Origin of the sequence: Sphingobacterium athyrii (assembly GCF_003071065.1) — a bacterium.
Taxonomy (GTDB): domain Bacteria; phylum Bacteroidota; class Bacteroidia; order Sphingobacteriales; family Sphingobacteriaceae; genus Sphingobacterium; species Sphingobacterium athyrii.
The window spans coordinates 107,440-120,042 of the sequence record NZ_QCXX01000002.1 but is presented as its reverse complement, the minus strand read 5'-3'; the positions used below and the strand labels follow the sequence as shown (position 1 = coordinate 120,042).

Below are 12,603 nucleotides of genomic sequence, written 5' to 3'. Positions count from 1 at the left end.
TGTCGTTAATTATTGTATCATCTGAAATATTCCTTTACTTTTCTTTAGGTTGGCCAGTACATCCCTATAAGGGGATGTCAGGTATTTAGGTGTCAAGACCGGAGCATTCAGAATCCCTTTAAGCATCAGTTCCTCGACTATCGGAATATAATCCTCCCTGATCTTACCCATGGTCAATAGGGTGAGATCCCGGCCACTTTTTATATAATTTATTAGTTCAATCAAACCACTGAGGTATAACGCATCTTTTGTGAGTCCGCCACTTCTAAAAACACGCATGGTCATCTGAAAAGCTGTTTCCGGTAGGAACTGATACTTATCAACCAACAGCGTGAATGTATCTAAAAACGTATTTCCCTGTTGCATGTGATATACCGCGACGACCCGACCGGCCAATATACGCAACCGATTATTTGTCAATCCGCCAACTAAATATTCGGCGAGTACTGCCAGACCCTCCTGAAGCTTTTCATAGCCCGGCACACCCAATCTAAAAAGACTGAAAGGTTGCTGTTTGCCATTGTAATAAGTAACGATATGTGTTCCTACTTCGTGCTGGATTAATGCCTGCACCCTATGCCTTGGCAAACTATATTGTTTACTGATATTTAGCACCCCCTGATTGACCATGACCCCGTATATATCATCCCGAAGCCGTACAGTAGTTGAAAAATTCGGATCCTGACTTTTTAAATAATCCAGTTCCTCTTGCGCTAGTTTCGCAAACTCTTCTGCATAGACGATATCCTCTTCCTTTGTACGATGTTCTCTGTCCGTCGCTGTAATTGTTAATATGGCTTGCGCTTTTTCCAACAGCTTTTCGTTGACGGTACCAAACACCTGCATGCTGCCGAGTAAAAATCCCTCTTTTCCCCGTTCGCTCAGCATGCTCATCATCTGATCAAGCTCTTTGCGTTTATCCCGGAACAAATAAGCAATCGATGGATCGTAGAGATCTTCAATATGCAAATTATACAAATTGCGTTTAATAATATCGGGGTCAATGGGCATCGGCCGGTAACGAAAAACAGGTACTTTGCGATAATTTCCTTTTCTGAACTGTAGCCATGCATCGTAAGAATTTGTCGGTGTAATTAATAATAGAAAATCAAAGCGTTGACTTTCACGCGCCAATTTTTGATCAATTTCCCAAGCCAATGGAAGCATCTTTTTGGGATGACTTATTTTAAACGATGTCGGTTTTGAGAGGGTATGTATCCGAATAAACTCAAAAAAAGTCTTGGACAGGCTTCGAGATATCGCTTCTCGAAAATGCCGCAGGTCAATCGGCAGTATTTGCTGATTAGTCCCTAACAGATACTTTGGTTTGATTTCCAGCCCCATGTACAAAATATTGCTATTTAACTTGTCCAGTTGAATACTTGCAGGTGAAAGACTCTGTGTCGCATTGGTTTTCGATTCGGTCACAATCTCAACCTTGGCAATAGATTCCTCTGTTTCCAATTGTTTTCCAAGATACTGAGCAATGGATTGTACATTTTTCCGGGCAATATGGATCTGGATATCCTCTTCCTGGCCTTGCCCTGCGGTCCATGCCTCTATAATAAGGCAGGCTCCAAATTCTTCTACAAGCTGATTGAGAATTGGAGCAATCCAGTCTGACACATTCATTTCGGAATCCTTCACCCTAAAATATGCGGGCTCTGATTTCACTAATTCCGCCAGCATCGGATCTGGACTAAAAAACTGTCGATAAAGAAATAAGTAAGGTACAACCTGATTGAACACCATTTTATTCTTTGGCGGTATCTGAACATGAAAAACCTCTTTATTTTTGATCTTTTTTAGAATGCCCGCCAGCTGCTTTGCATCATCTTTCATAGGCAAAATAGGATTCAAGGGTTTCTATACTCTGCATTAACAACTGTTTATACTCCTGTAGCTTTTGAGGGTAGACCTCTCCTGTCCATTCATTCATAAAGTCCTTGCGAAACTCAATAGAGAAAACACAACCCTTATCGCCGAATTGCTCATTTAAATAAGATGACAAAAAGCCGCCCTTAAATTTAACATTCTCACGTACATCATAAGCCTGCCCATCTTTACCAGTACGAAGTACATCCATAAATGAGCGGGTCAATTCCTGCCATTTGCTGTGGTTGTGTTCTGTACCAATATTAATCTGCGGATTGTTGATTTGGTCAACAACTGTATCCGGACCATCGCGGCGTGCATTGTAACTATGAATATCGTAAACGACAAAATAACCATACCGATCGATGGTATTTTGAATCTGCTGTACTATTTTTTGATATAAGCGATCATAAGATTCATACAGTTGATCTTTATACTGCTGTGGCAAATCTGTTTCCCATACCTGTATTCCCCATGACTGTTCAGGTGTCAAATAAATTGCTCCGTCTTTATTCCGATTCAAATCCAATTGAAACCTCGATGTGCCACAAACAAAGCGATTGAAAGGCAATTCTGCCAAAATAGCAGTATACGGATCCTCTTCTCGTAACCGATTTTCGGGAGAAATATGCAAATGCGGTTCTAAATCCGCATCGATATGATGGCCATCGTGGATTGCAAAAGCCCAAAAAGGACTTCTATAATTTTCGAATTGATAAAGATAGGACAGCGACATGTACTTTATTTTAAACAGTTTCACATATTATTTGCTCACTCTGCTTAAGTAAACGTTTACAGGCAATAAAAGGTTTGAAAAATAAAATAACAGGTTAAGGTTAAAGTCTCTTGCCTATCGCCTGTATATATAAAGCGTTAAAAATCGTTAAACCGGCAGGTCGATTTATGCCTTGGCATTCTTATTGAAAGTTATTTACTAGTTTCATAAATTTAGGTTAATAATTAGTTAGTTTATAAAAAACCTGTTAGTCCCCGCTAACAGGTTTTTTATTTTTCTAATACGAAAAGAAGATGTTTGCTATAAAGTCTTACCGAAAATCAATATAGAAATACTAAAAAATGTTAAAAAATCCAGAAAAGTGAAAATAGTTGAAACATTTTATGTTGAGATCACGTTATACTTGTACTTTTCATAAATTTAGGTTAATAATTGGTTAGGAAAACTCCTGTTGCTCCCCGCTTCAGGAGTTTCTGTTTATCAGTATCTTAAACAATAAAAAATGGTAAAAATTCTCAATACCCTACAAACCTTAATCCGACTGTAACTGATCACGATTCAATCGAGAATTAACTTTTAAGAATCAACGATATGAGGTGTTTGTCCAAATTGGAAGTGAAATCATAAGTTAACAAAAAAATGACAATTTATTCATCTTAGGTAAATAAGTTTTGGCACAGGTATTGCACTGTTTTAAGCATTCATAAATTTAGGTTAATAATTGGTTAGTTAAAACACTTGAAGTTCCCCGCTTCAAGTGTTTTTCGTTTAACGACTCCTGTAAAAGAATTAAATCAGTTGTTTTAAGGCAATTTCATATGCTCTAGAAGAAATCTGTGTGCGATCGGCGGAAGAATCTCTTATCTTTTTCAAAGCCTCAAAAATCACCTTTGAAACATCAGAGAAGATCGCATCATCACTCATTTCTATATTCCGTTGCATTAAATAGGCGAACACCCGTGCCATACCGCAATTCGCAATAAAATCAGGTATCACCGCAACATGCTGATCCGCAAACTCCATCACTGGACCATAGAATATTTCCTGATCAGCAAAAGGTACATTTGCGCCAGAAGCAATGACTTCAAGCCCGTTTTCCATGAGCTGTTGGATCTGATCTTTGGAAACCAACCGTGATGCAGCTGCCGGGACAAAGATATCCGTCCTCAATCCCCATATTTCCTTCTGAATCTGTTCAAATGAAATCAAATCAGGTGAATTCAGTTCATTTCCCCTACGATCCAGAAATAAGTGCGTAATTTCTGCTTCGCTAAAACCTTCACGATTGATTAAACCACCGGCCCGATCAATAATTCCGACAATTTTCACCCCCAGCTTAGAGAGGTAAAAAGCCGCGGCGGCAGCAACATTTCCCCAGCCCTGAATAACTGCACGTTTTCCTTTACAGTCACTGCCAAAAAGCTGATAATAATGACGGATAGATTCGGCGACTCCATAGCCTGTTATCATATCTGCAACCTTATATTTACGCTTTAAATCCGGACTATAGGTATTGTCCTCCAATACTTTGGAAACGCCATAGCGCAACTGTCCTATTTGGTGGATACGGTTGCTCTCATTTACCTTAAAATGTCCATTCAAGATTCCTTCCTGCGGATGCCATAGCCCATATTCTTCGGTCAATGGAATGACATCATGAATTTCATCGATATTAAGATCCCCTCCTGTCCCATAGTAATTTTTTAATAGCGGTGTCACTACTTTAAACCAACGGTCTAAAACCTCATTTTTGCGTGGGTCATGTGGATCAAAGTCAATACCAGATTTGGCACCACCAATAGCGGGACCTGAAACCGTGAACTTTACTTCCATTGTTTTGGCAAGGGACTCTACTTCATGCCGATCCAGGCCTGCCCGCATCCGTGTACCTCCACCTGCTGCACCACCCCGCAACGAATTGATAACAATCCATCCTTTGGCATCAGTTTCACTATCTTTCCACTCAAATACGATTTCTGGACTCCTGTGCTCAAATGCGCGCAATAATTCTTTCATACCCAACATATCCTTATAGATTACCTCTGCGTTCCTGCTCACGTTCGATTGCTTCAAAAAGTGCCTTAAAATTACCTGCACCAAAACTCTGGGCTCCTTTTCGCTGAATAATCTCATAGAACAAGGTAGGTCGGTCTTCTACAGGTTTGGTAAAAATTTGGAGTAGATACCCCTCTTCGTCACGATCGACCAAAATACCCAGTTCTTGGATGATCCGGATTTCCTCATCTATCGTTCCGACCCTTTCCGGTAGCATGTCATAGTATGCTTCGGGAGGAGCTCCCAGAAATTCGACACCCCGGGATTTGAGTTCCCTCACTGTACGTACAATATCCTTCGTCGCCAATGCCGCATGCTGCACACCTTCACCTTCATAGTATTCAAGATACTCCTCGATTTGAGATTTCTTTTTCCCCTCCGCAGGCTCATTGATCGGAAACTTTACATAACCATTGCCATTACTCATCACCTTGCTCATCAATGCCGAATATTCAGTATTGATCTGCTTATCATCAAAGGACAAGATGTTGACAAAGCCCATCACATCCTGATACCATTGGACCGTTTCATTCATTTTATTCCAGCCTACATTGCCTACACAATGATCGACATAGAGCAAACCAGTCTCTGCAGGGTTATAGTCGCTTTCCCATTTTTCATATCCGGGCATAAATAAACCACTGTAGTTTTTTCGCTCTACAAAGAGGTGTACCGTTTCTCCATAGGTGTATATCCCTGCAGTCCAGACCTCCCCTTGTTCATCTTTGAGAAGTTGCGGTTCTTGATAAACCTTTGCTCCCCTTTTGGTCGTCTCTTCAAATGATTTTCGGGCGTCATCGACCCATAAAGCTAATATTTTGACACCGTCGCCATGCTTTTTGACATGTTCTGCGATAGGATGGTCCGATTTAAGTGCCGTAGTCAGCACCAATCGAATTTTATCTTGTTTTAAGACATAAGACGCCCGGTCCCTAATACCGGTCTCTGGCCCTGCATAAGCCTCCGACTGAAAACCGAAGGCTGTTTTGTAGTAATGTGCAGCCTGCTTCGCATTCCCCACATAAAATTCAATGTAATCAGTTCCATTAATAGGTAGAAAATCTTGCGCTTGGGCAATCTTCTCTGCAAATGTATTTGCCATAATTTATATAAAGGTTATTCGTATTTAACTTAACTCATCCAGGATTTAAAGTAATCGGGATCTTCAATTTTTAACGCTTCTTCGGTCAGCATCAGGGGACGGAAAGGATCGATCATGACCGCTAGTTCCTCGGTTTTAACTTGTCCAATACTTTTTTCGACCGTACCGGGGTGTGGTCCATGCGGAATACCGCCCGGATGTAATGTAATCTGTCCTTTTTCAACCGATTTCCGGCTCATAAAATCACCATCCACATAATATAGCACTTCATCTGAGTCTACATTGCTGTGGTTATAAGGCGCAGGTACAGCTTTTGGATGATAGTCATACAGACGTGGACAAAAACTACACAACACAAAGGTATCGGTCTCAAAGGTCTGATGAACAGGTGGTGGCTGATGCAATTTTCCAGTAATTGGCATAAAGTCATGAATGGAAAATGCCCAAGGGAAATGATAGCCATCCCAACCAATAAAATCAAAAGGGTGGCTTCCATAGATGTAAGGATAAATCAATCCCTGTTTCTTGATTTTCACTTCAAAATCATCCAGCTGGTCAAAAGTTTCCAGATCCTGTGGTACACGGATATCACGTTCGAAAAAAGGTGCATGCTCCATCAGCTGACCAAATTCATTCCGATACCGCTTTGGCGTACGTACCGGGGAAAACGATTCAACAATAAATAATCGGTTGTCAGTCTGATCAAATTCCATCTGGTAAATTGTACCCCTAGGGACAACCAGATAATCACCATACTGAAAGGAAATGCTTCCGTATCCCGTCTTGAGTTTCCCTGTTCCATGGTGCACGAAAATAATCTCATCGGCCTGGCTATTTTTATAAAAATAATCCGTCATGGACTGACGGGGGGCAGCCAGTGAGATGTGTAGATCCTGGTTGACCAGAACAGGTGTGCGGCTTTCCAGGTAATCATCTTTGGCCTGAACCTGAAATCCTTTTAAACTGGTATGTTTAAGATGTTTTTCACGGGCAATCTTTGGAGTAACATCATAAGGTTCACGGATCTGTTTGACCAACGTAGGCGGGTGGCAATGATACACGAGCGAATAAAGACTGGAAAAGCCATGGGTAGAAACCAGTTCTTCTGCATAAAGCGTGTGATCGGGCTTTCTAAAAACAGTATGTCGCTGTGCTGGAATTTGCCCTTGTTTAACATAAAATGGCATAATTCTACGATTTAAAAGGGTTATAAAAAATAAATGAATATCAACGTTGCCAATAGCATCGATTGGCAAAAAATTCGAAGGGATTAGTATTGGGCAAAAACGATATCAGCTATAATTGCTCTATTAAAAGCAATATAGGGCATGGATGACGCAAAGCGATGTATTCCACGATTGATCATTTTTACTAGTTTATAATGTTATAATAAAGGTAAGAATATTTTTCTATTTTCAAGCGAAGAAATATTTTTTTCAAAACTTATACGATATATTTGTGTCGCATTCAAAGATTGAATAACCAATAGAATATTCTGATATGAGAATTGTTACGTGCACGAAAAATGGCCAACATGAATTAGGTATTGTAATCAATGACCGGGTATACACCTGCTCGGAGATAGCACCTTCCCTTCCGACCGATATGGCTGATTTTTTGATCCGTGGAGATGAAGCCATAAATGATTTAAAGTATTATCAAAGTGCATTGCTGGAGGGACGGATGTCCAGACCTTACCAGTTATTGCAAGATATTCAGCTTGTTGCACCGATACCGCATCCGACATCAGTGCGTGATGCCTATGCTTTTCGGCAGCACGTAGCGACGTCAAGAAGAAACCGCGGACTGGATATGATTCCTGAATTCGATGAATTTCCTGTTTTTTACTTCTCCAATCATCAGGCCATACAAGGTCCCGGCCCGATACAATGTATGCCACTGCATCTTGAGCAACTGGATTTTGAGCTTGAAGTGGCCATCGTGATCAATAAAACAGGTATAAATATCCCTGCCTCAGAGGCTGATAAATATATTGCCGGATACATGATCATGAATGATTTTAGCGCACGAAAATTCCAGATGGACGAGATGAAATTGAGCTTGGGGCCCGCAAAAGGAAAGGATTTTGCTACGGCAATTGGTCCATGGTTAGTCACCAAGGACGAATTGGAACCTTATAAAATTAATTCTTCAGGAGATCATATTGGTGACAGATACAATCTCGACATGTCATGCCGCGTGAATGGTCAACAGGTTTCTTCCGGTAATTTTGCTACAATGCACTGGACATTTGCCGAAATTATCGAACGCGTCTCCTATGGTGTACGTCTCTTTCCGGGAGATGTGATCGGCTCCGGAACAGTTGGAACAGGATGTTTTTTGGAACTCAACGGCACTGGGCGCATGGAGAATCCCGCTCATCAGGATCAATGGCTACAGGTAGGCGATCAGGTCGAGCTCGAAATAACTGGCTTGGGCAAACTTTCCAATTCCGTAGTATTATACCACCAATAAATCTATTCAAAAAATGAATTCTTCTTCTTTCGATACAGTCACTTTTGAATCCTCGGCTGATAAGGCCATCATTGATAATTTAATCAAATATGCCATTGCACCTCGTCCCATCTGTTTTGCGAGCACCATCGATGCGGCGGGCAATGTCAACCTGAGTCCTTTCAGCTACTTCAACCTGATGTCACACCAACCACCAATATGTGTATTCTCACCCTTGCGTCGCATGCGTGATGGCAGTACCAAACATACACTGGACAATATTCAGGAAGTCAATGAGGTTGTCATCAATATCGTAAACTATGCGATGGTACAGCAACAGTCACTGGCCAGTACAGAGTATAGCAAGGAGGTAAATGAATTTGACAAATCTGGGTTTACACCGATCCCATCATTACATGTTCGCCCACCACGGGTAGCGGAATCTCCGGTTCAACTGGAATGTCGTGTGAGAGAAGTGATCGCCCTAAGTGACGAACCCGGAGCAGGAAATCTCGTTATTGCGGAAGTACTCTATATGCATGTACACAAAGAACTCTTACACAAAAACAATACGATAAAACAAGAGGAACTAGATCTGGTCGCCCGTCTCGGCGGTGACTGGTACTGCCGTGTAACCAATGAAAACCTCTTTATTGTTCCTAAACCACTGCGCAGTCTGGGTATTGGCGTAGATCAGCTGCCCGAAGGTATTCGACTTTCCAAAGTACTTACTGGAAACCATCTCGGCTTATTGGCCAATGTAGAATCCTTACCAGTTCTAGAGCAAGCCACCCAAGAGGATAAATATTTAAACTATCTCCGACTGAATTTTCAACAAGGTTCACCGCAATTAACACAAAAAGTACATGCTTACGCTGCGCAATTATTGGATACGGAGCAATTAGACAAAGCATGGCAGGTATTATTAAGCCTATAAAAAGTTTCGTTGCATAATACTACAAATAAGCAAACCTATAAAAATATCGGGTACGCAATACCTATAGCAGCCCGACAGAAATCCGGAAGCATAGACAGACAGCTATGCTTCTTTTTGACCAAGGTCAGCGAAAACCTGATCGGCTACGGTGATTCCCTGATAAAAGGCTTCCTCAAAAATAGATATACCACTTAAATCAGAATGTGCAAAATAGACTTTATCAGCAATAGGTTTTGCCAGTTCTCTACGCGCTTCGTCTGATAGAAAACCACTGACAGGGCTGATCATACCATGTCCGTGTCGAAAGACTTCTATACTGATGACTTCATTTTCTATTCCATAATGTGCCTTCTCCAGATCTTCCATAATAAACTCTTTCCATTGCTGGTCTGTCCACTGATATAGCTGCTTCCGGTTTCCATTAAGGTCCCCATCTCCCAGGCTATGATAGTAGGTAATCACAAAAGGGCTTTGCAGCTGATTCAGGCTCTGGTGTTGATCATACACATAACCCAATCCCTTTCCGTTATAAATAATATTTTCCCAGGAAAGTGTCGCACCATCCGTAAAAGGGAAACGATGCAATACGATAGTCGCTACGATCCAAGGTGCATAATGAAATTTTTTCGTCAATGCCGTACGGTTTGGCAACAGATACTGATTGACAAATTGTGGGCAGCAATTGATCACCTTCTGGGCTTTAATGGTTTTTGACAATTTCTTTTTATCATCGAAGACGGACACTTCCACAGCATCTTGCCCTACATGTATCTGATAAGCCAGATGTTGATTCAATACCCTACCATCCGCATATTTTTTCAAATGGCTGACCAATCGTCCATTCCCTTCTTGCCAGGTGAGCACCAGATCCTGATAGGCAGACCAATCGTGCTTTCGGCTCGCAAAATAATGTATAGCAGCAAAAGCAGAAGTGGCCGCGATACCCGTTCCATAATCGTCACGGCAACAGTAGTTCACATAACTAAAGACAGGCTCCGTCTTATACCCCTCTGATTCCATCCATGAACGCATTGTCAGGACATCCAATCTTTTGAGATCGTCAGACTGCGAAGCATTGCGCATCGGGATATCAAAAACATACTTTCCGTCAGCACCTTTCAAGTGTTTAAACTGACTCATTTTCACCATAAAACGTTCTATTTCGGCCGTCTCCTGCGGGGTTAATCCATAACTTGGAACAATGCCTTCCTGCCAGATGTTATGGATAAAAAGTCGTTCATGAGGCGCAAAGGACAATTGTTCCTCATCAAATAATGGAACACCCTCATTCGTCCAGCCGACGATAATTTTCGATTCCTCCAAAAACTGCAGCAGTTCCCTATTGGAAGCATTCGGAATAGGAAGATAATGTGCTCCTAACGGATAACGGCTATAATCATTCTCGCCATGACGCGCATTACCCCCTACTTCAGATTCCATATCCAAAAGTAGAAAATCATTCATTCCCTTTTGTTGCAAACGATAGGCAGCAGATAGTCCGCTTACACCACCACCGAGAATCAGAATGGGTATTTCAATAACTTTTGTAGATTTGGGAAAATCCGGGAATCGCAGACGATGCCCCAAAATATGATCTGTCCCTGTGAGACGCAAAAAAATACGGTTCATCTTTTTCTTACAGGCCTGAGCAAACTGCAGGCCGATTGCCCCCAAAAATGCAAGCTTGAGAAAACCACGCCGCGAGGGATTAAATCTTACTCCATTCTTCATCAAAATACCGCACTAAAATCTGATTGTCCAAACGGTTTATTTCTACATGATCCGCCCGCATGTCAGCCGGAAACTCTGTCAATTCCCCAAAATGATAGTTATAATAACGCAGCTTATCCACCCGTCGGGCAACACGCTTAAATTGCTGTGTCATATCTGCTGAAAATAGACAGAATCCCCATTCGCCAAAGGATGGCACATAGGTATGATAGGCGACAGTATTTGGAAAAACCGTGGTGATTGTCTCATGGATACACCAGTAAGATTTGGGTGCAAAATAAGGCGAAGTTGTCTGTACCGACACCATGGTATAAGGTGTCATAAGCGGCAATAGACTTTGATAAAAACTTGTCGTATATAATTTTCCAAGACTATAGTTTGACGGATCCGGAAAATCTATAATCATGACATCGTATTTTTCCTTTGCAGATTTTGCCCAGATAAATGCGTCCTGATTGATCACTTTTACCCTTGCGTCGTTCAGCGAGCCCTTGTTGTGACTGACTAGTAATTCATTTGTCTGGAACAATTTGGTCATACCCTCGTCCAAATCCACCAATGTAACCTTTTTTACACCTGGATATTTAAGAACCTCCCGGACAGCAAGCCCGTCTCCACCGCCAAACACCAATACATGCGATACATCTTTGGCCATAGACATCGCCGGATGCACCAAAACCTCATGATACCGATATTCATCTTTGGTGTTGAACTGTAAATTATTGTTTAGAAACAATTGATATTCACCCTTACTCTCCGTCAGAACAATACGTTGATAGGGTGTAGAATGCTTATAGACAATATTATTCCCATATAATTGACTTTCGGAATATTTAAGCAAATCATCGGAATAAAAAAATACAACCGAAAGCAATACCAGACAAACTAGTGACTTAGCTTTAATCCAGTTGGGATTTTTAAGTCTTTTAGCAAGATAGAATGATAGAAAGACGCCTACTAAAATATTGATGATCCCAAAAAACAGGGATGTTCCCATCACGCCCAGCCTCGGAATCAGCAGGATAGGAAACAGTACCGAAGCGATCAAAGCGCCGATATAATCAAAAGCAAATACATTGGAAACCAAGTCCCTAAACTGAACCCTATCTTTTAGAATATTCATCAATAAGGGTATCTCCATACCGCAGAGACAGCCTGTCAGAAAAACAAAGAAATAAAGTACAAATTGAAAGTGTTCAACCTGCTGAAACAGTAAAAATAAAACGACAGAACTGCAACCGCCAATGACCCCGATCAAGAGTTCAATATCAATAAACCGGTCAAAGAGGTTTTTGGTGATGTACTTCGCTAAAAAAGATCCCACCCCCATCGAGAACAGGTAGGTACCGATAATAAATGAAAACTGCTTGACTGAATCTCCCAATAAATAGCTCGCCAATGCACCCGCAACCAGCTCGTAAATAAGCCCGCAAGTTGCAATGACAAATACCGCAAATAAGAGAAAAATGGGCAGATTGCTCTTTTTACCCATGTATTGCCGCAGCTATTATAATCGATATGCCTAATATAAAAGCCGCAAAAACAATCGCTAAAGCTATATTCTTGTTCTTTACGATCTCCTGCCAAGATTGTTCCGGTGTCAATCGCTCGATAAGCCAATAGGCCAATAACAATACAGCAATTCCAATAAGCGAATAAATCAATGATGCTGCAATTCCTTTATAAAACAATTCGTAATTCATTTTTATATTA

The 12,603-nt window shown here is 41.2% G+C and carries 10 protein-coding genes; 2 read left to right on the top strand and 8 right to left on the bottom strand.

The genetic code is table 11. From position 1 onward, the window contains the following. Positions 1-9: 9 nt before the first annotated feature. The 5 genes from DCO56_RS07000 to DCO56_RS06980 all read right to left on the bottom strand — a co-directional run bounded on the left by DCO56_RS07000 (position 10) and on the right by DCO56_RS06980 (position 6,955). Positions 10-1,842, bottom strand: coding sequence for a peptidase MATCAP family protein (locus DCO56_RS07000; protein ID WP_245935787.1), 1,833 nt, complete (start codon positions 1,840-1,842; stop codon positions 10-12). Further along, positions 1,832-2,611: an N-formylglutamate amidohydrolase gene (locus tag DCO56_RS06995; protein WP_108633055.1), complete on the bottom strand. Its 780-nt coding sequence runs from the start codon at positions 2,609-2,611 to the stop codon at positions 1,832-1,834. The genes DCO56_RS07000 and DCO56_RS06995 overlap by 11 nt, the downstream gene beginning before the upstream one ends. A gap of 789 nt (positions 2,612-3,400) precedes the next feature. Further along, the gene (locus DCO56_RS06990; protein ID WP_241254785.1) at positions 3,401-4,669 is read right to left on the bottom strand and encodes a Glu/Leu/Phe/Val dehydrogenase dimerization domain-containing protein; all 1,269 of its coding nucleotides are present in this window, start codon (positions 4,667-4,669) and stop codon (positions 3,401-3,403) included. Next, the gene (gene hppD / locus DCO56_RS06985) at positions 4,641-5,768 is read right to left on the bottom strand and encodes a 4-hydroxyphenylpyruvate dioxygenase (protein WP_108633054.1); all 1,128 of its coding nucleotides are present in this window, start codon (positions 5,766-5,768) and stop codon (positions 4,641-4,643) included. The genes DCO56_RS06990 and hppD overlap by 29 nt, the downstream gene beginning before the upstream one ends. Positions 5,769-5,797: 29 nt before the next feature. Next, a complete protein-coding gene (locus DCO56_RS06980; RefSeq protein WP_108633053.1) occupies positions 5,798-6,955 on the bottom strand; it encodes a homogentisate 1,2-dioxygenase in 1,158 nt (385 codons plus the stop codon). 313 nt (positions 6,956-7,268) lie between these two features. On the opposite strand from DCO56_RS06980, the gene DCO56_RS06975 reads away from it, so the two are divergent. Both DCO56_RS06975 and DCO56_RS06970 read left to right on the top strand, forming a co-directional pair. Further along, entirely contained in the window at positions 7,269-8,243 is a 975-nt protein-coding gene (locus DCO56_RS06975; protein WP_108633052.1) for a fumarylacetoacetate hydrolase family protein, read from the top strand. Between the two features lie 13 nt (positions 8,244-8,256). Beyond that, on the top strand, positions 8,257-9,159 hold the full coding sequence (locus DCO56_RS06970; protein ID WP_108633051.1) for a flavin reductase family protein: 903 nt from the start codon (positions 8,257-8,259) through the stop codon (positions 9,157-9,159). 102 nt (positions 9,160-9,261) lie between these two features. On the opposite strand, the gene DCO56_RS06965 is transcribed toward DCO56_RS06970, so the two are convergent. Genes DCO56_RS06965 through DCO56_RS06955 form a run of 3 tightly spaced genes read right to left on the bottom strand, consistent with a single transcriptional unit; the run spans position 9,262 to position 12,593 of the window. Next, the gene (locus DCO56_RS06965; protein ID WP_108633050.1) at positions 9,262-10,890 is read right to left on the bottom strand and encodes an FAD-dependent oxidoreductase; all 1,629 of its coding nucleotides are present in this window, start codon (positions 10,888-10,890) and stop codon (positions 9,262-9,264) included. Next, a complete protein-coding gene (locus DCO56_RS06960; RefSeq protein WP_108633049.1) occupies positions 10,868-12,382 on the bottom strand; it encodes a polyamine aminopropyltransferase in 1,515 nt (504 codons plus the stop codon). The genes DCO56_RS06965 and DCO56_RS06960 overlap by 23 nt, the downstream gene beginning before the upstream one ends. Next, positions 12,375-12,593, bottom strand: a complete 219-nt coding sequence (locus DCO56_RS06955) for a DUF350 domain-containing protein (RefSeq protein WP_108633048.1) — start codon at positions 12,591-12,593, stop codon at positions 12,375-12,377. Before DCO56_RS06955 ends, DCO56_RS06960 begins: the two co-directional genes overlap by 8 nt. Positions 12,594-12,603 lie beyond the last annotated feature (10 nt).